21 protein-coding genes and 1 pseudogene are annotated in these 22,043 nt (G+C 61.4%); 13 read left to right on the forward strand and 9 right to left on the reverse strand.

Annotation, left to right across the window (positions count from 1 at the left end):
* Positions 1–21: 21 nt before the first annotated feature.
* The 3 genes from AEQ63_RS16035 (at position 22) to AEQ63_RS16045 (ending at position 3,181) form a co-directional block, all read left to right on the forward strand.
* The gene (locus AEQ63_RS16035; protein ID WP_042610549.1) at positions 22–627 is read left to right on the forward strand and encodes a 3'-5' exonuclease; all 606 of its coding nucleotides are present in this window, start codon (positions 22–24) and stop codon (positions 625–627) included.
* 243 nt (positions 628–870) lie between these two features.
* On the forward strand, positions 871–1,794 hold the full coding sequence (gene yedA, locus AEQ63_RS16040) for a drug/metabolite exporter YedA (RefSeq protein WP_064364077.1): 924 nt from the start codon (positions 871–873) through the stop codon (positions 1,792–1,794).
* Positions 1,795–1,846: 52 nt separating this feature from the next.
* Positions 1,847–3,181, forward strand: a complete 1,335-nt coding sequence (locus tag AEQ63_RS16045; RefSeq protein ID WP_064364078.1) for a DEAD/DEAH box helicase — start codon at positions 1,847–1,849, stop codon at positions 3,179–3,181.
* Between the two features lie 250 nt (positions 3,182–3,431).
* On the opposite strand, the gene AEQ63_RS16050 is transcribed toward AEQ63_RS16045, so the two are convergent.
* Both AEQ63_RS16050 and AEQ63_RS16055 read right to left on the reverse strand, forming a co-directional pair.
* Positions 3,432–4,673, reverse strand: a complete 1,242-nt coding sequence (locus AEQ63_RS16050) for a TIGR03862 family flavoprotein (protein ID WP_064364079.1) — start codon at positions 4,671–4,673, stop codon at positions 3,432–3,434.
* 185 nt (positions 4,674–4,858) lie between these two features.
* Positions 4,859–5,779 (reverse strand): histone deacetylase family protein, encoded by a 921-nt coding sequence (locus tag AEQ63_RS16055; RefSeq protein ID WP_042610545.1) that lies wholly within the window; start codon positions 5,777–5,779, stop codon positions 4,859–4,861.
* 82 nt (positions 5,780–5,861) lie between these two features.
* Here AEQ63_RS16055 and AEQ63_RS16060 point away from each other — a divergent pair, with 82 nt between their 5' ends.
* The 3 genes from AEQ63_RS16060 to AEQ63_RS16070 all read left to right on the forward strand — a co-directional run bounded on the left by AEQ63_RS16060 (position 5,862) and on the right by AEQ63_RS16070 (position 8,001).
* Positions 5,862–6,431 carry a GNAT family N-acetyltransferase gene (locus AEQ63_RS16060; RefSeq protein WP_042610544.1) on the forward strand — a complete coding sequence of 190 codons (570 nt, stop codon included), beginning with the start codon at positions 5,862–5,864 and terminating at the stop codon, positions 6,429–6,431.
* A 110-nt stretch (positions 6,432–6,541) separates the two neighbouring features.
* Positions 6,542–7,411, forward strand: coding sequence for an acyl-CoA thioesterase II (gene tesB, locus AEQ63_RS16065; RefSeq protein WP_042610543.1), 870 nt, complete (start codon positions 6,542–6,544; stop codon positions 7,409–7,411).
* Positions 7,408–8,001, forward strand: coding sequence for an HAD family hydrolase (locus AEQ63_RS16070; protein WP_064364080.1), 594 nt, complete (start codon positions 7,408–7,410; stop codon positions 7,999–8,001). Before tesB ends, AEQ63_RS16070 begins: the two co-directional genes overlap by 4 nt.
* A 115-nt stretch (positions 8,002–8,116) precedes the next feature.
* Here the strand turns inward: AEQ63_RS16070 and AEQ63_RS16075 are convergent, their stop codons facing one another.
* Complete coding sequence (locus AEQ63_RS16075; RefSeq protein WP_064364081.1) at positions 8,117–9,070, reverse strand: alpha/beta fold hydrolase; 954 nt, start codon at positions 9,068–9,070, stop codon at positions 8,117–8,119.
* Positions 9,071–9,955, reverse strand: coding sequence for a KPN_02809 family neutral zinc metallopeptidase (gene ypfJ / locus AEQ63_RS16080; RefSeq protein WP_064364082.1), 885 nt, complete (start codon positions 9,953–9,955; stop codon positions 9,071–9,073).
* 388 nt (positions 9,956–10,343) lie between these two features.
* Here ypfJ and AEQ63_RS16085 point away from each other — a divergent pair, with 388 nt between their 5' ends.
* On the forward strand, positions 10,344–11,222 hold the full coding sequence (locus AEQ63_RS16085; RefSeq protein WP_064364083.1) for a DMT family transporter: 879 nt from the start codon (positions 10,344–10,346) through the stop codon (positions 11,220–11,222).
* A gap of 121 nt (positions 11,223–11,343) precedes the next feature.
* Here AEQ63_RS16085 and AEQ63_RS16090 read toward each other — a convergent pair whose 3' ends face one another.
* Entirely contained in the window at positions 11,344–12,678 is a 1,335-nt protein-coding gene (locus AEQ63_RS16090) for an MFS transporter (protein ID WP_064364084.1), read from the reverse strand.
* Positions 12,679–13,033: 355 nt separating this feature from the next.
* On the opposite strand from AEQ63_RS16090, the gene quiC reads away from it, so the two are divergent.
* Together quiC and AEQ63_RS16100 are read left to right on the forward strand one after the other, a co-directional pair.
* Positions 13,034–14,935: a 3-dehydroshikimate dehydratase QuiC gene (quiC, locus tag AEQ63_RS16095; RefSeq protein ID WP_042610537.1), complete on the forward strand. Its 1,902-nt coding sequence runs from the start codon at positions 13,034–13,036 to the stop codon at positions 14,933–14,935.
* A gap of 102 nt (positions 14,936–15,037) precedes the next feature.
* The gene (locus tag AEQ63_RS16100; protein WP_042610536.1) at positions 15,038–15,715 is read left to right on the forward strand and encodes a TetR/AcrR family transcriptional regulator; all 678 of its coding nucleotides are present in this window, start codon (positions 15,038–15,040) and stop codon (positions 15,713–15,715) included.
* 116 nt (positions 15,716–15,831) lie between these two features.
* Here the strand turns inward: AEQ63_RS16100 and AEQ63_RS16105 are convergent, their stop codons facing one another.
* Both AEQ63_RS16105 and aroQ read right to left on the reverse strand, forming a co-directional pair.
* The gene (locus tag AEQ63_RS16105; protein ID WP_064364085.1) at positions 15,832–16,686 is read right to left on the reverse strand and encodes a shikimate dehydrogenase; all 855 of its coding nucleotides are present in this window, start codon (positions 16,684–16,686) and stop codon (positions 15,832–15,834) included.
* A 5-nt stretch (positions 16,687–16,691) separates the two neighbouring features.
* The gene (aroQ, locus tag AEQ63_RS16110) at positions 16,692–17,132 is read right to left on the reverse strand and encodes a type II 3-dehydroquinate dehydratase (protein WP_042610534.1); all 441 of its coding nucleotides are present in this window, start codon (positions 17,130–17,132) and stop codon (positions 16,692–16,694) included.
* A 325-nt stretch (positions 17,133–17,457) separates the two neighbouring features.
* Here aroQ and AEQ63_RS27295 point away from each other — a divergent pair.
* Both AEQ63_RS27295 and AEQ63_RS16115 read left to right on the forward strand, forming a co-directional pair.
* Positions 17,458–17,885: pseudogene (locus AEQ63_RS27295) on the forward strand (DUF4160 domain-containing protein).
* Complete coding sequence (locus tag AEQ63_RS16115) at positions 17,882–18,328, forward strand: DUF2442 domain-containing protein (protein ID WP_064364086.1); 447 nt, start codon at positions 17,882–17,884, stop codon at positions 18,326–18,328. Before AEQ63_RS27295 ends, AEQ63_RS16115 begins: the two are co-directional and overlap by 4 nt.
* 54 nt (positions 18,329–18,382) lie before the next feature.
* On the opposite strand, the gene trmA is transcribed toward AEQ63_RS16115, so the two are convergent.
* Both trmA and AEQ63_RS16125 read right to left on the reverse strand, forming a co-directional pair.
* The gene (gene trmA / locus AEQ63_RS16120; protein ID WP_064364087.1) at positions 18,383–19,462 is read right to left on the reverse strand and encodes a tRNA (uridine(54)-C5)-methyltransferase TrmA; all 1,080 of its coding nucleotides are present in this window, start codon (positions 19,460–19,462) and stop codon (positions 18,383–18,385) included.
* Complete coding sequence (locus AEQ63_RS16125; protein WP_064364088.1) at positions 19,459–20,754, reverse strand: NCS2 family permease; 1,296 nt, start codon at positions 20,752–20,754, stop codon at positions 19,459–19,461. Before AEQ63_RS16125 ends, trmA begins: the two co-directional genes overlap by 4 nt.
* Positions 20,755–20,974: 220 nt before the next feature.
* Here AEQ63_RS16125 and AEQ63_RS16130 point away from each other — a divergent pair, with 220 nt between their 5' ends.
* Entirely contained in the window at positions 20,975–21,421 is a 447-nt protein-coding gene (locus AEQ63_RS16130; protein WP_064364089.1) for a DUF4879 domain-containing protein, read from the forward strand.
* A 66-nt stretch (positions 21,422–21,487) separates the two neighbouring features.
* Positions 21,488–22,039, forward strand: a complete 552-nt coding sequence (locus AEQ63_RS16135) for a DJ-1 family glyoxalase III (RefSeq protein ID WP_064364090.1) — start codon at positions 21,488–21,490, stop codon at positions 22,037–22,039.
* The last annotated feature ends 4 nt before the right edge of the window (positions 22,040–22,043 follow it).

A 22,043-nucleotide genomic window follows, 5' to 3' on the forward strand; every position in this document is an offset into this window, starting at 1 on the left:
TTGAACGGAGTACACCCCGGTTTGGAACGCATTGCAGTCATCGACTTTGAAACCACCGGCCTGTCGCCGAACAGCAGCTGCCGCGCTACGGAAATTGCCGTGGTCATGCTGGAAAACGGCCGCATTGTCGAGCGTTACCAGAGCCTGATGAACGCCGGCGTGCGCGTCCCCGCGTTCATCGAGCAACTGACCGGCATCAGCAACGCCATGCTGCGCACCGCGCCGCCCGCCGAACGGGTGATGGAAGAGGTCAACGAATTCGTCGGTTGCACGCCGCTGCTGGCGCACAACGCATCGTTCGACCAGAAGTTCTGGGATTTCGAACTGGGCCGGATCAAGCGCACACGCCTGCAGAATTTCGCCTGTTCACTGCTGTTGGCGCGGCGCCTGATGCCGGCGGCGCCGAATCACAAGCTCGGCACGCTCACCACGTTCGCGCGCCTGCCGCACACCGGCCAGGCTCACCGGGCCATGGCCGATGCGGAGATGGCGGCGAACCTGATGGCGCATCTGGCGGATGAGTTGCGGGGCAAGCATGGGGTGCGCGAGTTGAATCACGACCTGCTGTGCAAGTTGCAGAAAGTCCCTGCGGCGAAAGTGGGCGAGCATTTGCAGCGCTATCGCTGATCCCTGGCCCAACACAGAACCCTTGTAGGAGTGAGCCTGCTCGCGATGATGGAGCATCAGTCGATGGAGATATTGACAGACACACCGCCATCGCGAGCAGGCTCGCTCCCACAAGGACCTTATTGGTCTCAGTTGCCTTCATTCAAAAGTGTACCGGCGCGATAAACAGGTTTTGTAGCTTATTTTCGCGCGGCGGCCTTTCTAGAATAACCAGTCCACAGAAATCTGACTGTCGAGCTGCCCATGCCTGCCTTGCGCCGTTTTTCACTGCCGTTGATCGCTGCGTTTTTTGCGTTGTACGTGATTTGGGGGTCGACTTATCTGGTGATCCGCATCGGTGTCGAATACTGGCCGCCGCTGTTGCTGGCCGGGGTGCGTTTCGTCATTGCTGGCAGCTTGATGTACGCCTGGCTGCGCTGGCGCGGGGCTCCAGCGCCGAGCTGGGCGCAGTGGAAAGCGGCGGGGCTGGTCGGCATTCTGCTGCTCAGTTTCGGTAACGGCGCGGTCAGCGTCGCCGAGCACACCGGTGTGGCCTCGGGCGTTGCCGCGCTGGCGGTGGCGACGGTGCCACTGTTCACCTTGCTGTTCGGCTATTTCTGGGGCGCGCGTAATACGCGGCTGGAATGGGCCGGTGTGGCGCTGGGGATCATTGGCATCGCCATGCTCAACATGGGTTCCAACCTGCAATCGAGTCCGCTCGGCGCTGTTTTGCTGATCTTCGCGGCAGCGAGCTGGGCGTTCGGTTCGGTGTGGAGCAAGCATCTGCCGCTGCCCGCAGGGGCGATGGCCAGTGCTGTGGAAATGCTGATTGGCGGCGTGGTCTTGCTGATCGGCAGCGCGCTGAGCGGCGAGCACCTGCAATCGATGCCGCCGCTCGAGGGTTGGCTGGCGCTGGCCTATCTGATTTTCTTCGGCTCGATCATCGCCTTCAATTCCTACATGTATCTGCTCAAACACGTGCGCCCAGCGGCAGCGACCAGTTATGCCTACGTCAACCCGGCAGTGGCGGTGTTGCTCGGCGTGGTGTTTGTCGGCGAGACCATCGGCATCGAAGAGGCGTTGGCGATGCTGGTGATCATCAGCGCGGTGCTGCTGATCAGCCTGCCGCAGTGGCGCCGGCCGGTGGAAGAGGCGAAAGCCGTTCCGACGGAAGCGCGTACGAATTAGGGTAAACTGCGCGGCATTGCATCCCCGCGTGATTTTTTCCTACGGTACTCCCATGACTTTCGCCTCCCTTGGCCTGATCGAACCCTTGCTGCGCTCCCTTGAGACGCTCGGCTACCAGACCCCGACGCCGGTGCAGGCGCAAGCCATTCCGGCGGTGCTGGCCGGTCGCGACCTGATGGCAGCGGCCCAGACCGGCACCGGCAAAACTGCCGGTTTCGCCTTGCCGCTGCTGCAGTTGCTGGCCATGCAAGGGCCGAAAGTCAACGCCAACTCGGCGCGTGCGCTGATTCTGGTGCCAACCCGCGAGCTGGCCGAACAGGTCCACGAAGCCGTGCGCCAGTACGCGGAAAACCTGCCGCTGCGCACTTATGCGGTGTACGGCGGTGTCAGCATCAACCCACAGATGATGAAGCTGCGCGGCGGCGTCGATGTGCTGGTGGCGACGCCCGGTCGCTTGATCGACCTGTTCCGTCAGAACGCGCTGAAACTGGATCAGCTGCAAACGCTGGTGCTGGATGAAGCCGATCGCATGCTCGATCTGGGCTTCTCCGAAGAACTGGCGAATATCTACCGCATGCTGCCGAAAAAGCGCCAGACCCTGCTGTTTTCCGCAACCTTCTCTGATGACATCCGCCTGCTCGCCGGACAGATGCTCAACGATCCGCTGAGCGTCGAAGTCAGTCCGCGCAATGTCGCCGCCAACACGGTCAAGCAATGGGTCGTGACAGTGGACAAGAAGCGCAAGGCCGAGCTGTTCGTGCACCTGATGCGCAAGAACAAGTGGAAGCAGGTGCTGGTGTTCGCCAAGACCCGTAACGGCGTCGATGCGCTGGTGGAGAAACTTCAAGGTTTGGGCGTGAACGCTGACGGCATCCATGGCGACAAACCGCAGGCTACCCGCCAGCGCGCACTGGACCGTTTCAAACTCAGTGAAGTGCAGATTCTGGTGGCGACCGACGTGGCCGCCCGGGGCCTGGACATCGAAGATCTGCCGCTGGTGGTCAACTTCGATCTGCCGATCGTCGCCGAGGACTACATTCACCGCATCGGCCGCACTGGCCGCGCGGGTGCCACCGGTGAGGCGATCTCGCTGGTGTGTGCCGATGAAGTGAACATGCTCTCGGCGATCGAAATGCTCACGCGCCAGACTCTGAAGCGCCAGAACGAACCGGATTTCGAACCCGAGCACCGCGTGCCTGATACCGATGCCAGTGGTCAGGTGATCAAGAAGCCGAAAAAACCGAAGAAGCCGAAAGTGGGCGGTGGCGGCAAGCGCAATCTGGGCAAGTGGGTCGACAGCGGTGAGACCTCGGCACCGGAGCCATCGATCAAGCCAGTGCGCAAAGTGCCGGTGTTCAATACCGGGCCGCGCAAGCGCAAGCCTTGAGATCAACAATCAAAAGCCCCTCACCCTAACCCTCTCCCGGAGGGAGAGGGGACTGATTGGGGGATGCTCAAGAAGTACGCCGACCTGATACGTTTATTGTGAATCCATAATCGACAAGGCTTTCGCCAGATCTCAGCTCGGCTGACCGAATCCATAATCGACACGATTTTTCAGGTCGATGCATGACGCCAGACAACTCGATCGGCTCCCTCTCCTCGGGGAGAGGGCTGGGGTGAGGGGCAGGGGCGACTCAGTTCCCCCGCCGTAACCACTCCAACATCCCAAAACCCGCCGCCCGTCCGCTGGCAAAACACCCGGTCAACAAATAGCCACCCGTTGGCGCTTCCCAGTCGAGCATCTCGCCCGCACAAAACACGCCCGGCGCCGCCTTGAGCATCAAACGCTCATCCATCGCTTCGAACCTGACGCCACCGGCGCTGCTGATCGCCTCGTCCAGCGGCCGGGTTTTCACCAGGGTCAGTGGCAATGCCTTGATCGCTCGCGCCAAGAGCGCCGGATCGGCGAATGTCTCGGCATCGGTCAGCTCGCGCAACAACGCGGCTTTTACCCCATCAACCCCGACCTGACTGTGCAGATGCTTGGCCATTGAGCGCGAGCCGCGGGGTTTGCTCAGCGCCGCCTGCAATTTATCCACAGGGCGGCCGGGCAGCAGGTCGATGTGAATAACCGCCGCGCCGTAGCGATTGATTGCCTCGCGAATCGGCGCCGACAGCGCATAGATCAGGCTGCCTTCAATCCCGGTCGCGGTGATCACGCATTCGCCTAGACGCGGGATATCGTCGTTCAAGCCGATGGCGATGTTTTTCAGCGGCGCGCCGGCGAATTTGCTCACCATCAGATCGCTCCAGGCCTGGACCTCGAAGCCGCAGTTGCTTGGCTGCAGCGGCGCCAGATCCACGCCACGTTGCTCCAGCGGCACCATCCACGCGCCAGCCGACCCCAGGCGCGACCAGCTGCCGCCGCCGAGGGCGAGCAGGGTGGCGGCGGGGTTTACGCTGAATTCACCTTCCGGGCTGGCGATGCGCAGCGCGCCGTCGGCGTCCCAGCCGAGCCAGCGATGGCGGGTGTGGATAACCACGCCGCTGTCGCGCAGGCGTTTGAGCCAGGCGCGCAACAGCGGCGCGGCTTTCATGTCGGTGGGGAATACGCGGCCGGAGCTGCCGATGAAGGTTTCGATACCCAATTCGTGAATCCACCGGCACAGCTCATCGGCATCGAATGCGCGCAGCAGCGGGGCGATTTGCGGCGCGCGCTCGGCGTAGCGCGCGAGGAACGCCGGGTAGGCTTCGGAGTGGGGGATGTTCATGCCGCCGACCCCGGCCAGCAGGAATTTGCGCCCCCCCGGGGGCAGGCGGTCATAAAGATCGACGCGGACTCCAGCCTGGCTCAGCACTGCGGCAGCAATGAGGCGGGGGGGGCCGCCGCCGATGATGGCGACGGGGGGGTTGGCGGGGGCGGAATTCTGGGGCATGGGCGTGCGCTGCGGTATGGCGGGACAAGGCGCGCATTCTAACAGCCGAGCCCTCTGTAGGAGCTGCCGCAGGCTGCGATCTTTGCTGTGGATTTTGCAGCAAGATCAAAAGATCGCAGCCTTCGGCAGCTGCTACGGGTTATCCACAGGCAGTTCCAAAGCGATGGTGGGTAATGCTGCATGTTTCAGTGACAGCCGTGTGAATCCCAGACCCGTTGCGCGCTGTGATGGAGGATGCCGTGGCGGCGGGCGAGGGCGTGGCGGTCCTTGCTGTAGCCACCGCCGATCACACCGACCACCGGAATGTCCCGGCCCAGGCAATGCCGCATCACCCGTTCATCGCGCGCGGCAACGCCCTCGTCGGTCAGTTGCAGATAACCGAGGGCATCGTCCTTGTGCACATCGACGCCGGCGTCGTAGAGCACCAGATCCGGTTGATACAGCGGCAGCAGGTAGTTGAGTGTGTCATCGACCACCTGCAGATAATCGGCATCGCCCATGCCCTTGGGCAGCGGAATGTCCCAGTCGCTGTCGGCCTTGCGTGCGGGAAAATTCTTCTCGCAGTGCAGGGAAACGGTAACCGCCTCCGGCGTGTCGTGCAGAATCCGCGCGGTGCCGTCGCCCTGATGCACATCGCAGTCGAAGATCAGCACGCGATTGACCCGGCCGCTCTGCAACAGGTACTGACTGATGATTGCCAGGTCATTGAAGATGCAGAACCCAGCCGGGTAATCGTAATGGGCGTGATGGGTGCCGCCGGCCAGATGACAGGCCAGGCCATGCTCAAGGGCTTTCTCTGCCGCGAGGATCGAACCGCCCACCGCACGCACGGTGCGCCGCGCCAGCGCTTCGTTCCACGGCAGGCCGAGGCGCCGTTGGTCTTCGCGGGACAACTCGCCGCTCATGTAGCGTTCGATATAGCTGCGGTCATGGGCGAGGGCGAGGATGTCGTTGGGGCAGATCTGCGGGCGCAGCAGGTCGGCGTCGCGGGTCAGGCCGCTATCGACCAGGTGATCGCGCAACAGACGAAACTTGTCCATGGGGAAGCGGTGATCCGCCGGGAACTCGGGGCTGTAGTCTTCGTGATAGATCAACGGCAAGGGCATGGCTTGTTTCGCGCAGAACCTGGGAACAAGTGAGCGATCCTACCAGCGATGTAGACTCAACGGCATGGAAATGGAGGGGACGATGGAGCCGATACTGGAGCTGCAAAGCGCGCGCTTGTTGATGCGTCAGTGGCAGGACGAGGATTTGCCGGCATTCGCCGCGATGTGCGCCGATCCACAGGTAATGCGCTACTTTCCGGCGCCATTGACCCGGCTGGAAAGTGCCGCGCTGATCGGCCGCGTGCGCGGGCATTTCGCCGAGCATGGTTTTGGCCTGTGGGCGCTGGAGCGCAAGGACACGGGCGAGTTCATCGGTTTCACCGGGCTCGGCGTGGTCGGCTTCGATGCGCCGTTCACCCCGGCGGTGGAGATCGGCTGGCGTCTGGCCAAGGAGCATTGGGGCCTGGGCTACGCCAGTGAAGCGGCGTGGACCGCGCTGCGCGCCGGCTTCGACCGCTTGAAACTGGAGGAAATCGTCTCGTTCACCGCCGAGCAGAATGCCCAGTCGGAAAAGGTCATGCAGGCGATCGGCATGCATCACGACCCGCAGGACGATTTCGATCACCCCAGGCTTGCGCCCGATCACCCGTTGCGCCGACATGTCCTGTATCGCATCAGCCGCGAACAATGGCTGCAAACCTTGCATGAATAAGCCGACCCGGACGTTTACAATGGCCGCCATTGTATTGGCCCGTGCCAGAACCTGAATCGTCCGTCGCAGCCAAGACTGCGCGGCCATTGCGTTGTGTGAGGAGAGTCTGAATGAGCCAAGTGCTGGAAGATCTGGTCGATCTGCTGACCCTGGAGCCGATCGAAGAAAACCTGTTCCGTGGCCGCAGCCAGGATCTGGGGTTCCGCCAGTTGTTCGGCGGTCAGGTGCTCGGACAGTCGCTGTCGGCGGCCAGTCAGACGGTGGAAGAGGCGCGCCACGTGCATTCGCTGCACGGTTATTTCCTGCGCCCGGGCGATGCCAAGTTGCCGGTGGTGTATTCGGTTGATCGCGTCCGTGATGGCGGCAGCTTCAGCACCCGCCGGGTCACGGCGATCCAGAAGGGCCACCCGATCTTCACGTGCAGCGCTTCGTTTCAGTACGACGAGCAAGGCTTCGAGCATCAGGGCCAGATGCCCGTGGTGGTCGGCCCGGAAAACCTGCCGTCGGAACTGGAACTGACCCAGCAGCGTGCGCACCTGATCCCCGAGCACATGCGCGAAAAACTGCTGTGCCCGAAACCGATCGAAGTACGCCCGGTCACCGAAAAAGATCCGTACAACCCGCAACCGGCCGATCCGGTGAAGTACGTGTGGTTCCGCGCTGACGGCGCTCTGGCCGACATCCCGGCGCTGCACAAATACCTGCTGGCCTACGCCTCGGACTTCGGCCTGCTGACCACTTCGATGCTGCCCCACGGCAAATCGGTCTGGCAGAAAGACATGCAGGTCGCCAGCCTCGATCACGCGCTGTGGTTCCACAATGACCTGCGTGCCGATGACTGGTTGCTCTACGCGATGGACAGCCCATGGGCCGGCAATTCCCGCGGTTTTTCCCGTGGCAGCGTGTTCAACCGTGCCGGGCAACTGGTCGCTTCGGTGACTCAGGAAGGCCTGATCCGCCATCGCAAGGACTGGGCATGAGCCTGACCGAGGTTCGCCATTGGGTGTTCGACATGGACGGCACGCTGACGGTGGCCGTGCATGATTTCGCGGCGATTCGCGTGGCGCTGGCGATTCCGCCGGAGGACGACATCCTCAGCCATCTCGCCGCCTTGCCAGCGGATGAAGCAGCGGCCAAACATGCCTGGTTGCTCGAGCATGAACGCGATCTGGCACTGGGCTCGACCCCGGCCACCGGCGCGGTTGAGCTGGTGCGTGACCTGCATGCGCGGGGTTATCGCCTCGGCATTCTCACGCGCAATGCGCGGGAGCTGGCGCACGTGACGCTGGAGGCGATCGGTCTGGCTGACTGTTTCGCGGTCGAGGATGTGTTGGGGCGCGACGAAGCACCGCCAAAGCCGCATCCCGGCGGTTTGCTGAAACTGGCCGAGGCCTGGCAGGTGCCGGCGAGTGACATGGTGATGGTCGGCGATTACCGTTTCGATCTGGATTGCGGTCGCGCGGCGGGGGCGCGGACGGTGTTGGTGAATCTGCCGGATAACCCGTGGCCGGAATTGACCGATTGGCATGCACAGGATTGTGTTGAGTTGCGGCGGATGCTTCAGGCCTGAAAGGTTGGTGATCGTGAGGGCCTCATCGCGAGCAGGCTCACTCCTACAATTTGGAATGCGTTCCCCTGTAGGAGTGAGCCTGCTCGCGATAGCTTCGGCACATTCAGCACAAAACCTACTGATCAAACAAAGCCTTCTGCCCCTCCGCCGAAGTCAACATCCCATCCCCGTCATGCCCAACCCCCGGCACTTCCACCAGCCGCTGATTGACCCCCTCGGGATGGCGGCGCAGCAGATAGCCGAAATACAGCTTGCCGCGCATCAAGCGGTAAGCCCCTTGCGCCTCGGCCGCGCAGCTCTTGTCCAGCGCCGGATGTTCCGGGTCGACATCCTGCTGGCCGAGCAGATAGATCACCTCGCGTTTGACGTAACTGCTCTCGACCTGCAATGGCGTTTGCCCGCCGGCATACACCGGCATGTCCGCCAGTCCGTATTTCCAGCGGTTGAAGCCCGGGCATTGCGCGTGATCGAACGCCACCGGCCGCTGCTCGTTGAAGTACGCATAAGAAGAAGGATTGGCGACTACAAAGCGCAAGCGAATGCTGTTGGCCTTTAGCGCTGGCTGATCCTTGGCCAGCAAGGCGTAGCGCTGCACCACCTGACCACCGCCGGAGTGGCCGAAGATCACGATCTGCTTCACGTCCGGAAACTGTTTGCGGTCGCTGACCCGCGCGACGATTTCATCCAGCGCGGCATAGGAACTCAGCGGATTCGGCCCGGTGGACAAGCCGCCGCCCATCCACTCGTTGCCTTGCCAGCGCAGCACCGTTGGCGGCAAGGAATACAGGGTGACGTCGCTTTCATTGAGAAATTGCGGGGCGATCACCAGCGTGTGCGCGGTCTGCCCGGCGAGTTCGGCGGCGCTTTGCGCGCTTTTGCGATAGGTCTCGGCGTTGCGCAAGCGACCGTGAATGACGATCAGGACGCGCTCGATTTTCTCCGGCGCCGGGCCGATGCCCACTGCCATTTCCCCGGCCTTGAGCTGCAGGCGACCGGGGCTGATCGCATCGACGCCGGCCGCTTGCGCGGTGCCGGCGATGAACAGTAACGCCACAAGCCATTTATGCATTTACAGGGTTTTCGCCGCGAAGGTGTCGCACTGGCTTACCTGGCCTTGCGCGAATCCGGTTTTGAACCAGCGCACCCTTTGCGCCGACGTGCCGTGGGTAAACGAGTCCGGCCCCACGCGGCCCTGACCCTGTTGCTGCAGGCGATCATCGCCGATGGCGTTGGCGGCGTTCAAGGCTTCTTCGATGTCGCCGGGTTCCAGCCAGTTCAGGCGCTTCTGCGCGTTATACGCCCAGACGCCCGCGAGGCAGTCGGCCTGCAATTCCTGACGGACCAGCAGGCCGCCGTCGCCTTCCATTTGCCGACCTTGCTGACGCGCCGTCTGCATCTTCGCCGACACGCCTAGCAGTGTCTGCACATGGTGACCGACCTCGTGCGCGATCACGTAAGCCTGAGCGAAATCGCCGGCGGCTTTGAAGCGCTGCGACATTTCCTGGAAGAAGGCCATGTCCAGATAGACCTTCTGGTCGGCCGGGCAATAGAACGGGCCGGTGGCAGAAGTGGCCATGCCACACGCCGAATTCACCCGATTGCTGAACAGCACCAGTGTCGGGTCTTTGTATTGGCGTCCGGCCTGCTGGAAGATCGGACCCCAGGTGTCTTCGGTGTCGCCGAGGATCGAGCGGACGAATTCGGCCTGTTCATCATTGGCCGGCGGTGCCTGGCGGGTTTGCGAGGTGGGTGCCGGTTGGTCCATCTGCCCGGTCAACTGGCCGAGAATCTGCAGCGGATCCTGGCCGGTCAGCCAGCCGATACCGACGATCAGCACGATGGCCGTCAGGCTCAGGCCCTTGCCGCCACCGAAGCGCATGCCACCGCCACCGCCGGCATCATCACCCCGGGCGTCGACGACGTTGTCACTGCGTCGGCCTTTTTTCCATAGCATGTGGGAATCCTCTTTATTGCGGGTGATGAGTCAGGTGATGAGTGTTGCCGCTGTGTGAGTGTGGCGCCAGTCCGGTCGTCCGTCCATTCACACGCGCCCACGTGGTGCGGGCTTGTTATTGACGGTCGGCGGGGCGGCGAATTCAATCCCGAGAAGAATTTATCCCGGCCAGGTCATGAACCGGCTGTTTCGACAGCAGTCTGTGATGTTGCAGACTTGCCGAGAGCCGAAGTGGCGGGAATCTTGCCTCACGGTTTTGCTCAACGGCGGTTTCCCGGCGAAGAAGATGGCAACCTGTGCGGTTGCTGAAAGCTGCGCCGACTATGATTGCCACACCGATTGCCGCCAGCGCGAACGCTCGCCTGGGTATTTTTTTCAGAGATTGCCAATGACCGTCAGCACCCCGCTCTCCGGTGTCAACCAGCCCTTCAAGGGGATCCTGCTGATTGTCGTGGCGACGTTCCTGTTTTCCAGTCACGACGCCTTATCCAAATACCTGTCCGGGTTCTATCCCATCGTGATGGTGGTGTGGGCGCGCTATGTGGTGCACACCCTGTTGATGGCGGGGATTTTTCTGCCGCAATCCGGCTTGCGTGTGCTGCGCACCAAAAAACCGTTATGGCAGCTCGCCCGTGCCCTGTGTCTGCTCGGCACCAGCCTGTTTTTCACCACGGCGCTGTTGTACATCCCGCTGGCGGAAGCCACGGCGGTCAACTTTCTCGCACCGGTGTTGGTCACCGCCTTGTCGGTGCCGCTGCTCAAGGAACGGGTGACGCGCGGGCAATGGATCGCGGTGATCTGCGGTTTCATCGGCGTGCTGATCATCGTCCACCCGGGGGGCGAACTGTTCACTCCGGCGATCCTGCTGCCGTTCTGTTCGGCGCTGTTTTTCTGCTTTTACCAACTGCTGACGCGCAAGCTCGCCGAAGTCGACAGCCCGACCACCAGCAACTTCTTCGCCGGGCTGTGCAATACCCTGGTGATGAGCGCGCTGGTGCCGTTCTTCTGGCAGGTGCCGAGCCTGCCACACGCCGCGCTGATGCTGGCGCTGGGCAGCTGCGGGATGACTGCTCACCTGTTTCTGACCCAGGCCTTCCGTCACGCAGCACCAGCCTTGCTGGCGCCGTTCGGCTATTGCCAGATCGTCTTTGCCGGGTTGTTGGGCTGGCTGCTGTTCAGTCACACGCCGAGCGGGCTGACGGTGATTGGTATTGCGGTGATCTGCTGCAGCGGATTGGCGGCGGCGTGGCAGCAGAGCCGGCGCTAAGGGGGAGCAAAGATCCCTTGTAGGAGCTGACGAGTGAAACGAGGCTGCGATCTTTTGATCTTAAACAGCAAGATCAAAAGATCGCAGCGTTCCGCAGCTCCTACAGGGGCGATTTAGCGGGTTATTCGACGGTCGGAATCTTGCGCGGTGCCATGAAGTACATCCACGTCAGTGCGAGGAAGTACATCGCCGGAATCAGCGTGAACAGCACCGTGTAGTTGTTGTTGGTAACGGTGAGGATATGGCCGACGATCTGGGTCATGAACATCCCGCCGATCGCCGCGCACATGCCGCCGAAGCCGAACACCGTGCTCATCATGTGCTTGGGCGTGTAGTCCATCACCAGGCTCCAGATGTTCGCGGTCCAGGCCTGATGCGCGCCGATGGCCAGGGAGATTGCAGCGACGGCGACCCACAGATTGGCGGAACCAGCGGCCATGACCACGCCGATGATGCAGCAGGCAAACAGCAACATCGACAGCAGCCGCGCCTTGATAGAGTTCATTCCGCGACCGATCAGGAACGAGGACAGGATCCCGCCGCCGACACTGCCGAAGTCAGCCGTGACGTAGATGATGATCAGCGGAATACCCATCTGCGTCACGTTGATGCCAAGGTTGTATTGCTGATTGAGAAACGGCGGCAGCCAGTACAGATAGAACCAGAACACCGGCGCAGTCAGCGAGTAGGCGAGGGCGAAGGCCCAGGTGCCGCGCATGCGCAGGATCTTGCTGAATGGCACGCGGGCCTGTTCCGGTTCGACTTGCTGCTGGATGTAATCGAGTTCCGATTGTTTTACCCGTGGATGATCTTCCGGGTTGAAGTATTTCAGGCCCCAGAACAACAGCCAGATCCCGCCGAGTGCGGCCATGCACAGGAACGCCGCCTGCCAGCCCCACGCATGCAGGATCAGCGGCAGCAGCATCGGCGTGAACATCGCGCCGACGTTGGTGCCGGCGTTGAAGATGCCGGTAGCGACTGCACGTTCACCGGCCGGGAACCACAGGCGCGTGGTTTTCACGCAGGCCGGGTAATTGGCGGCTTCAGTCAGGCCGAGGATGAAGCGGCAGACCATGAAGCCGGCTGCCGAAGTCGCCAGGCCATGGGCGCCGGTGGCGAGGCTCCAGAGCAGCACGGCGCAGAAGAACACGCGCTTGACGCCGACCCGGTCGATCAACCGTCCTTGCAGGACAAACCCGATCGCGTAGCCGACCTGGAACCAGAAGTTGATGTTGGCGTAGTCCATCGCCGTCCAGCTCATTTCCTTGGCGAGGATCGGCTGCATGACGCCTAGGGCGGCGCGGTCGATGTAGTTGAGGGTGGTGGCAAAAAATACCAGCGCCAGCATGCCCCAGCGGGTCTTGCCGACCGCCATGGCGCCGCGGATCTTGTCGCCGATGCCACCCGTGGCAGTGCTCATGGCCGGAGCCATGCGGGAAGTCTGTGAAGGAATCATGTGTTCCACCCGTTTTTGGATTTGTTATTTGGTGTTCTTTACGGTCGAACACCTTGTCCGGTGGTTAGTGGCCGGACTCGATGTGCAACCGATGTTGGGCAGTGAACAAAAAATCGTCAATTCGCCAAATCGCCATAGTGTTCGATAATCGCACGCAAAACTAACCGGGTAGTACACTTTAAATTGCTGCGCGCAGGGATGCAGCCAATAATTTCCCTCACTATAAAAACCCATTCCCTCGTAGGAGCTGCCGAAGGCTGCGATCTTTTGATTTTGCTGTTCAAGTAATCAAGATCAAACGATCGCAGCGTTCGGCAGCTCCTACACAAAAGCGGCGCAGTCCGGGAGTTGAAACATGCAGCGTTCCATTGCCACCGTTTCCTTGAGCGGCACCCTGCCGGAAAAACTCGAAGCCATTGCCGCCGCCGGGTTCGACGGCGTGGAGATTTTCGAAAACGACCTCCTGTACTACGACGGCAGTCCCCGCGAAGTTAAACAGATGTGCGCCGATCTCGGCATCGCCATCACCCTGTTTCAGCCGTTCCGTGATTTCGAAGGCTGCCGCCGTGATCGCCTGGCCCGCAACCTGGAGCGCGCAGAGCGCAAGTTCGACCTGATGCAGGAACTCGGCACCGATCTGGTGCTGGTCTGCAGTAACGCTTCCGCCGACAGCCTGGGCGATCAACAGATTCTCGTCGATGACTTGAGTCTGCTGGCCGAACGCGCCGGCGCCCGCGGCTTGCGCATAGGTTACGAAGCGCTGGCGTGGGGCCGGCACGTCAACACTTATCAACAGGTCTGGGACATCGTCCGTCAGGCCGATCACCCGAGCCTCGGCGTGTTGCTCGACAGCTTCCACACGCTGTCGCTGAAGGGCGATCCAAGCGCCATCGCCGATATTCCCGGCGACAAGATCTTCTTCGTGCAAATGGCCGACGCGCCGATTCTGCAGATGGATGTGCTGGAGTGGAGCCGGCATTTCCGCTGCTTCCCGGGGCAGGGCGAATTCGATCTGCCGGGTTTTCTCGCGCCGATCATCAAGAGCGGCTATAGCGGGCCGTTGTCGCTGGAAATCTTCAACGACGGCTTCCGTGCCGCGCCGCCACGGGCCAACGCCGCCGACGGTTTGCGTTCGCTACTGTATCTGGAAGAGAAAACCCGTCAGCGTCTCGAGCAGGAAGCGACGCCGGTGGCCAACCGCGACATCCTTTTCGAAACGCCGCAGGCCAGCGAATACAACGGCGTTGAGTTTCTTGAGTTTGCCGTCGACGAAGCGCTCGGGGCGAAGCTCGGTCACTGGCTGCAACGCCTCGGTTTTGCCAAGGCCGGGCAGCATCGCTCCAAGAATGTCAGCCTGCTGCGTCAGGGCGATATCAATCTGATCCTCAACTGCGAACCGTATTCGTTCGCCCACAGCTTCTTCGAAGCCCATGGCCCGTCGCTGTGCGCCACGGCTGTGCGGGTCAGGGACAGCGCCAGTGCGCTGGCCCGCGCGGTCGCCTACAAGGGGCAGCCCTATCGCGGGCTGGTCGGGCCGAATGAACTGGAACTGGCGGCGGTGCGCGCACCGGACGGCAGTCTGATTTATCTGGTCGACGAGGACGCCGACGTTTACGGGACCGATTTCAATCTGCTGCCGGACGCACAGACCGGCGGCGGCCTCAAGCGAATCGATCACATGGCCATGGCGCTGCCGGCCGACAGCCTCGACAGTTGGGTGCTGTTCTACAAGAGCCTGCTGGATTTCGAGGCCGACGACGAAGTGGTGCTGCCCGATCCGTACGGTCTGGTGAAGAGCCGCGCACTGCGCAGCCGCGACAGTTCGATCCGGCTGCCGCTGAATATCTCCGAGAACCGCAACACCGCGATCTCCCACGCGTTGTCGAGTTATCGCGGCTCCGGTGTGCACCACATCGCCTTCGATTGTGACGACATCTTTGCCCAGGTCAGTCGCGCCAAAGAGGCCGGCGTGCCGCTGCTGGACATTCCGCTGAACTATTACGACGATCTCGCCGCGCGTTTCGATTTCGACGATGAGTTTCTCAGCGAGCTGGCCTATTACAACGTGCTCTACGACCGTGACGCCCAGGGCGGCGAGCTGTTTCATGTGTACACCGAGCCGTTCGAAGGGCGCTTCTTTTTCGAGATCATCCAGCGCAAGAACGGTTACGCCGGTTATGGCGCGGCCAACGTTGCCGTAAGGCTGGCGGCGATGGCCAAATCCCGCAGCGGCGCGGCGCGTCAGGCGAAGTTGTAGGGAATTCGTAAACGCGGGATTAAACACGGGCCGCGCGGCTTCCTTCACTGTCCCGCGCGGCCCATAATCGCCAGCTTGTGCAGTGATGGCCGTGAGCCCGCGATGACCATGAATTCAGAACTTTCCGCCGCTGCTGTCGAGTCCGACGCAGTGCCGCGCAAGAGTCGCAAGAACAACCCGGAAAAGACCCGCGAAAACATCCTGCAGGAGGCGATCGTCGAGTTCGTCCAGCAGGGCCTGTCCGGTGCCCGCGTCGACGCGATCGCCGAGCGCATCCACACCTCCAAGCGCATGATCTATTACTACTTCGGCAGCAAGGAGCAGTTGTACGTCGAGGTGCTGGAGAAGCTGTATGGCGATATCCGCAGCACGGAAAACCGCCTGCACCTGGACGAACTGCCGCCCGAACTGGCAATCCGCCGACTGGTGGAGTTCACGTTCGATCACCACGACCGCAACGTCGATTTCGTGCGCATCGTCAGCATCGAAAACATCCACAACGCCGAGTACGTGAAACGTTCCGATGCGATCAAGGCGCTGAACAACACGATCCTCGATACCTTGGGCGGGATTCTGCAACGGGGTGCGGACGAAGGTTTGTTCCGGCGTGGCATCGATGCGCTGGACGTGCACCTGCTGATCAGTTCGTTCTGCTTCTATCGCGTGTCGAACCGCCACACGCTGGGGGAAATCTTCCAGATCGATCTGCCGGACGAAACCATCAAACAGCGTCATCGCGAGATGATCTGCGAATCGGTGTTGCGCTACCTGCAGGCCTGACACAACCCACCCTGTAGGAGTGAGCCTGCTCGCGATGGCATTCCGTCAGCCAATGCATCTATTGGCTGATACACCGCTATCGCGAGCAGGCTCACTCCTACAGGGGGCGGCAGGGCTCAGCCATTCATGCTCTGAAAATGCTCAAGCATGCGTTGCGAATCCGGCACCACGTCGCTGAACAATTCAAACGCCTTGACCGCCTGAAACACCGCCATGTTGCCGCCATCAAGCGTGCGGCAACCCAGAGCCCGGGCGTCGCGCAGCAGTTCGGTTTCCAGCGGGAAATACACAATCTCAGCGACCCACATTGCCTTGCGCAGCAACTGCGCCGGCACCGGTGTACCTGGCAGCTTGGCCATGCCCATCGGCGTGGTGTTGACCAGGCCGTCGGCCTGCGCCAGCGCCCCGGGCAAATCCCGCCCGGCTTGCGCGCGACCGGCGCCAAAATGTTGATTCAGATTGTTTGCCAGACTTTCCGCGCGCTCGCGATCGACATCAAAAATCGTCAATTGCCGTACGCCTTCACTGAGCAGCGCGTGGGCCACCGCCGCGCCGGCGCCGCCAGCACCCATCTGGACTACATGTTCGCGGGCAGCGTCTGGCAGACCTCGGCGAAAACCTTCGGCGAAACCGAGACAATCGGTGTTGTGGCCAATACGCTTGCCATCCTTCAGCACCACCGTGTTCACTGCGCCGATCCCTCGCGCTTCCGGCGACAATTCATCGAGCAGCGGGATGATCGCCTGCTTGCATGGAAAAGTAATGTTGAGTCCGGTGTAGTTCATCCGCTCGGCCGATTGAAGCAAGTCGGGCAGCGCCGTGCTGTCGAGGCGCAATTGATCGAGGTCGATGAGTTGGTAGAGATAACGCAGGCCCTGCGCATCGCCCTCGTGTTCGTGCAGTGCCGGCGTGCGCGAAGCCTGAATCCCGGCGCCGATCAGCCCGGCGAGTATCACTCTGGAACGTGACATGGCCTTCACCCCCGCAACCGCTGACTGAAATGTTCCAGCGCCAAGCGATAACCATGGCTGCCGAATCCGCACATCACCGCCGTGGCAATGCCCGAAACAAACGAATGATGACGGAACGGCTCACGGGCGTGGACGTTGGACAGATGCACTTCAATCACTGGCAGCTCGCTGGCGACCAAGGCATCGCGAATCGCTACCGACGTATGCGTCCACGCCGCCGGGTTGATCACGATCCCGGCGCAACGACCGCGCGCCGCGTGAATCCAGTCGAGCAGCTCGCCTTCATGATTGGTCTGGCGAAACTCTACGGTCAGGCCAAACTCGTCAGCCGCGCGACCACACAGCGCGGAAATGTCCGCCAGGGTTTCATGACCATAAGTCGCTGGCTCGCGGGTGCCGAGCAGGTTCAGGTTCGGGCCGTTGAGCACCAGAACGATAGGGGACATGGGGTAACTCCACTTATTGTTTTTGGCATCGGCCGAGAGGTTTCAGCCTGAGGAGATAAAATGTACTAGATGGTTACATCGGTCAATTGAACAGAAATGACCTGGGCGTTTTATGTTCGGTGATCGCACAGGCAAATTCAGGCGAGCCCTGATTTCAAGATGTAACGACAGCTTTTCTTACGTTTTTTCCAATCAATTCCCAAGCCCCGCTCTCCATGCCCGCTAGCCTTGGATGACCTCCGACACGTTCGCTCGTGGCAACCGGTTGTCGGACTCGAAAGGAAAATCGAGTTTGGAAATCCATTAACCTAACGGATGGGTTAGCATGAAGATATGCAGCTACAAAGGAATGTCGATTCGCATCATGTTGAGAGGCGAACACTGCCCACCCCACGCCCATGTAGATGCGGGTGCCTGGAATGCCCGCATCCGGTCAGCTTCTGGCACAACGAAGTTGATCTGTGGGACGTCGTGCCGCTGTCCCGTCGACCGCCGCTCGCCGTGCTGAACGGCTTGTGCCTGTCACTTGGACAACCGGCGCACCTGCGTCGAGCACGCGGGATCTGGTGGTGGGGCTTGCAGACCGTTTGTCTCGATAACCAGATATGGGATTGCCAAACAAACGAAGTGCCCGTGATGAAACCAGTCACCGACCAGATCTACCGGATCGGATCGGCGCGCTATCACCCAGAAGCAGACAAGGTGCTGCTGACCTTGATCGGCAAGTTGGAAGGAGTTGAAATCGAATTATGAAAGTCATCAAGGCAAAACCGTCGGTGCATCGCCCCCTGACGGAAGAAATGCTCGATGCCGCCATCACACTTGGCGAAGCACGACAGGCCAACAGTTTGCAGGCCGTGTCAGTGAGCTTCGAAGAATCCTCTCTGGTCATTCGTTTCGAGGACGGCAGCGGTGTGTTGCTTCCGGTGAAGCTGTATCCAGAATTTGAGGGGTTTAAAGCAGCCGATTATGCAAGCCTGACGATCGGCTTCGCCGGCACTGCGCTGTGCCATGAGGGTAAAGACCTGGATATTTCCATTGCCGGAATGATTTCGGCGAACCCGTCGCTCATGCGGATGGCCGCGTCGGTCGTTGCTTCGCGCAACGGGCGTCAAAGCAGCGCTGCAAAATCAGCAGCCGCCCGAGCCAATGGCAAGAAAGGCGGGCGTCCACGTAAAACCGATATCGCGCCATAGCACCCACAAAAAAGCCGTCAATCACGACGGCTTTCTCTTCCCAGCTTCCGGCAATCAACGCCGGGTCAGCAGCACACCGGATTCCATGTGATGGGTCCACGGGAACTGGTCAAACATCGCGCATTGAGTGATGCGGTGGGTGTCGTGCAGTTGGGCGATGTTGGCGGCCAGGGTCTCCGGGTTGCAGGAGATGTAGAGGATGTTGTCGAAGCGACGGGTCAGTTCGCAGGTGTCCGGGTCCATGCCGGCGCGCGGTGGGTCGACGAAGACGCTGCCGAATTCATAGCTCTTCAGATCGATGCCGTGCAGGCGGCGGAACGGGCGCACTTCGTTGAGCGCTTCGGTCAGTTCCTCGGCGGACAAACGCACCAGCGTGACGTTATCCACCGCATTTTCGCTGAGGTTGCTCAGGGCCGCGTTGACTGAAGTCTTGCTGATTTCGGTAGCGAGCACTTTGCGTACGCGGGTGGCCAGCGGCAGGGTGAAGTTGCCGTTGCCGCAGTACAACTCCAGCAGATCGTCGCTGCGATCGCCCAGCGCTTCGTATGCCCAATTGAGCATCTTCTGGTTCACCGTGCCGTTCGGCTGGGTAAACGCGCCTTCGGGCTGGCGATAGCTGAAAGTGCGACCGCCGACTTCGAGTTTCTCGACGACATAGTCCTGGCCAAGCACTTCGCGCTTGCCCTTGGAGCGGCCGATGATGCTCACACCGAGATCGGCCGACAACCGAGTCGCCGCCGCGTGCCAATGTTCGTCCAGCGGACGGTGGTAGCACAGGGTGATCATCGCGTCGCCGGCCAGCGTGGTCAGGAATTCGACCTGGAACAGCTTGTGGCTCAGCGCCGAACTGGCCTGCCACGCAGCCTTCAACTGCGGCATCAACTGGTTGATGCGCAGGCTGGCGATCGGAAATTCTTCGATGAGGATCGGCGTGCGTTTGTCATCCTGAGAGAACATCGCGTAATGCCGCTCGCCGCCCTCGCGCCACAGGCGGAATTCGGCGCGCAGGCGGAAGTTCTGCAGCGGCGAATCAAACACCGTCGGCTCGGGTGCATCGAACGGCGCCAGCAGCTCACGCAGACGTGTGACCTTGGCTTCGAGTTGTTCGGCGTAGGCTTGGGAATCGAAAGTCATGCGTTGAACCAACCCAACTTGATCACAAACAGAATCGACAGGATCACCAGTGCCGGGTTCAGCTCACGGGCACGGCCGGAGAGCAACTTGATGGCGGTCCAGGCAATGAAGCCGAAAGCGATGCCGTTGGCGATCGAATAGGTGAACGGCATCGCCAGTGCAGTGACCACAACCGGCGCGGCGACGGTGATGTCATCCCAGTCTATTTCCGCCAGGCCGGAAGTCATCAGCACGGCGACGAACAGCAGCGCTGGTGCGGTGGCGAAAGCCGGCACGCTGGCCGCCAGTGGCGAGAAGAACAGCGCCAGCAGGAACAGGATCGCCACGACAATGGCGGTCAGGCCAGTGCGGCCACCGGCACTGACGCCGGCCGCGGATTCGATGTAACTGGTGGTGGTCGAAGTGCCCAGCAGCGAACCGGCCATGGCCGCCGTACTGTCGGCGATCAGCGCGCGGCCCATTTTCGGCATGTGGCCGTCCTTGCCCATCAGGCCGGCGCGCTTGGCGACGCCGATCAGGGTCCCGGAGTTGTCGAACAGGTCGACGAACAGGAAGGCGAAAATCACGCTGACCAGACCGATGTCCAGTGCACCTTTGATGTCCAGTTGCAGGAAGGTCGGCGCCAGCGACGGCGGCATTGACAGGATGCCGCCGAACTCGGTGACGTTCAGTGCGATCGAGGCGATGGTGACGGCGAGAATGCCGATCAGCACCGCGCCGCGCACTTTCAGCGCTTCGAGGGCGACAATTACCGCGAAGCCGACTGTGGCGAGAATCGGCGCCGGTTTGGTCAGATCGCCGAGACCGACCATGGTCGCCGGGTTGCTGACTACGATCCCAGCGTTGTGCAGGGCGATCAGTGCCAGGAACAGGCCGATACCGGCGGCGATCGCCGAGCGCAATGGCAGCGGGATGGCGTTGATGATCCATTCACGGATGCGGAAGATCGACAGCAGGAAAAACAGCACGGCGGAAATGAACACCGCACCCAGCGCAACTTGCCAGGTGTGGCCCATGTGCAGAACCACGGTGTAGGTAAAGAAGGCATTCAGGCCCATGCCCGGAGCGAGGGCGATCGGGTAGTTGGCGATCAGGCCCATCACGGTCGAGCCGATCGCGGCCGCCAGACAGGTGGCGACGAAAATCGCGCCTTTGTCCATGCCGGTCTCGCCGAGGATGCTCGGGTTGACGAACAGAATGTAAGCCATGGCCAGGAAAGTCGTGACGCCCGCGAGAATTTCCGTGCGCACGTTGGTGTTGTGTGCCTTGAGTTGAAACAGCCTTTCCAGCATGTCTGCTCCCCGTGGCGCGCGTGGCGCCGTGAATGTATCGACCTCAACAGCAAAGCACAGACCGTCGCAAGCGCCTGGAAAATTGTCGTGGGCCGGAAAAAGCCGCGCATCATACCAGCCGCGTGAGGAATTTGGCGGATGTTGGTGTCGATCGTCGGCGAAGTTTTGCGCAGCAGACAACTGCGCCATACTGCGCGCTGATTTTTCGGAGTGGGCAGGCATGCGCAACGGCGGGATGAAGATTTTCGGATGGATTGCAGCACTGCTGGTGGCAGTCCCGGCGTTCGCGGCTTCGGCGCCGCCATTGACCCAGGTAAAGGTCATCAAAGTGCAGTCGCCGTCCTGTGGCCTGGAAGATATCGCCGATCACCAGGCGCAAACCCAGTGCAATCACAACGGGCCGAACATCAAGGTCTACGTGCTGGAAGTCGGCTATGGCCAGAACCAGCCGCAAGTGACTCTGGATGGCTTCGAGGTCAACGGCACCCGAGGCCCGGTGTGTGCCTTCGATAATGGCAATCTCACCGAATGCACGCCCGGCAGCAAAACCGTCGGTTCTCTTTATACCTTCGATCTGGCCGGTAAACAGGAAGGCACCTTCAGCTTCAGCAACACCTCGCTCAACGCGCCGCGCAACATGATGTCGACCCAGCTTTACATCAAGTAACGGCTGTCTTCGAACAGGGTGGGATAAAGCTGACTACGCTTTACAGACTACCAGCGGAAAGCGCCCATGACTGCCAGAGCCCTGATTGCCCTCGCCGAGGGCATCGACGATTTGCAAAGCGTGACCCTGATCGACGTGCTGCGCCGCGCCGGTATCGAAGTGGTTGCCGCCAGTATTGAAGGCCGGCGCATGCTGACCTGCGCGCGGGGCACCCGGCTGACTGCAGACGGCATGCTCGTCGATGTACTCGCGCAGCGCTTCGACCTGATCGTCCTGCCGGGCGGTGCCGTCGGCTCCCAGCATCTCGCTGCGCACCAGCCCTTACAGCAATTGCTCAAAGACCAAGCCAGCGCCGGCCGATTGTTCGCCGCCATCGGCGAAGCTCCGGCTGTCGCACTGCAAGCATCAGGCGTGCTGCGCCAGCGACGCATGACCTGCCTGCCCGGCGCCAGCCATCAGTTGTCGGGCTGTACGTTTGTTGATCAACCGGTGGTGGTCGACGGCAATTGCATCACCGCCCAAGGCTCGGGGGCTGCGCTGGAGTTTGCCTTGACCCTGGTCGAGCAGCTTGGTGGCAAGGCGTTGCGGGCGAGGGTGGCGGGGGAGTTGATGGCCTGACGGG

This window comes from Pseudomonas sp. RIT-PI-o (assembly GCF_001297215.1).
Lineage (GTDB): Bacteria > Pseudomonadota > Gammaproteobacteria > Pseudomonadales > Pseudomonadaceae > Aquipseudomonas > Aquipseudomonas moraviensis_A.

Excerpts from the sequence above, each read along its gene's own strand:
- AEQ63_RS16130 (WP_064364089.1), top strand. The coding sequence starts at position 20,975 with ATGCGCAACGGCGGGATGAAGATTTTCGGATGGATTGCAGCACTGCTG.
- AEQ63_RS16090 (WP_064364084.1), bottom strand. The coding sequence starts at position 12,678 with ATGATTCCTTCACAGACTTCCCGCATGGCTCCGGCCATGAGCACTGCC.
- ypfJ (WP_064364082.1), bottom strand. The coding sequence starts at position 9,955 with ATGCTATGGAAAAAAGGCCGACGCAGTGACAACGTCGTCGACGCCCGG.
- AEQ63_RS16125 (WP_064364088.1), bottom strand. The coding sequence starts at position 20,754 with ATGCTGGAAAGGCTGTTTCAACTCAAGGCACACAACACCAACGTGCGC.
- AEQ63_RS16055 (WP_042610545.1), bottom strand. The coding sequence starts at position 5,779 with ATGCCCTTGCCGTTGATCTATCACGAAGACTACAGCCCCGAGTTCCCG.
- trmA (WP_064364087.1), bottom strand. The coding sequence starts at position 19,462 with ATGACTTTCGATTCCCAAGCCTACGCCGAACAACTCGAAGCCAAGGTC.
- AEQ63_RS16135 (WP_064364090.1), top strand. The coding sequence starts at position 21,488 with ATGACTGCCAGAGCCCTGATTGCCCTCGCCGAGGGCATCGACGATTTG.
- AEQ63_RS16070 (WP_064364080.1), top strand. The coding sequence starts at position 7,408 with ATGAGCCTGACCGAGGTTCGCCATTGGGTGTTCGACATGGACGGCACG.
- yedA (WP_064364077.1), top strand. The coding sequence starts at position 871 with ATGCCTGCCTTGCGCCGTTTTTCACTGCCGTTGATCGCTGCGTTTTTT.
- AEQ63_RS16100 (WP_042610536.1), top strand. The coding sequence starts at position 15,038 with ATGACCATGAATTCAGAACTTTCCGCCGCTGCTGTCGAGTCCGACGCA.
- AEQ63_RS16115 (WP_064364086.1), top strand. The coding sequence starts at position 17,882 with ATGAAAGTCATCAAGGCAAAACCGTCGGTGCATCGCCCCCTGACGGAA.
- AEQ63_RS16050 (WP_064364079.1), bottom strand. The coding sequence starts at position 4,673 with ATGCCCCAGAATTCCGCCCCCGCCAACCCCCCCGTCGCCATCATCGGC.
- AEQ63_RS16045 (WP_064364078.1), top strand. The coding sequence starts at position 1,847 with ATGACTTTCGCCTCCCTTGGCCTGATCGAACCCTTGCTGCGCTCCCTT.
- aroQ (WP_042610534.1), bottom strand. The coding sequence starts at position 17,132 with ATGTCCCCTATCGTTCTGGTGCTCAACGGCCCGAACCTGAACCTGCTC.
- tesB (WP_042610543.1), top strand. The coding sequence starts at position 6,542 with ATGAGCCAAGTGCTGGAAGATCTGGTCGATCTGCTGACCCTGGAGCCG.
- AEQ63_RS16105 (WP_064364085.1), bottom strand. The coding sequence starts at position 16,686 with ATGTCACGTTCCAGAGTGATACTCGCCGGGCTGATCGGCGCCGGGATT.
- AEQ63_RS16085 (WP_064364083.1), top strand. The coding sequence starts at position 10,344 with ATGACCGTCAGCACCCCGCTCTCCGGTGTCAACCAGCCCTTCAAGGGG.
- AEQ63_RS16060 (WP_042610544.1), top strand. The coding sequence starts at position 5,862 with ATGGAGCCGATACTGGAGCTGCAAAGCGCGCGCTTGTTGATGCGTCAG.
- quiC (WP_042610537.1), top strand. The coding sequence starts at position 13,034 with ATGCAGCGTTCCATTGCCACCGTTTCCTTGAGCGGCACCCTGCCGGAA.
- AEQ63_RS16075 (WP_064364081.1), bottom strand. The coding sequence starts at position 9,070 with ATGCATAAATGGCTTGTGGCGTTACTGTTCATCGCCGGCACCGCGCAA.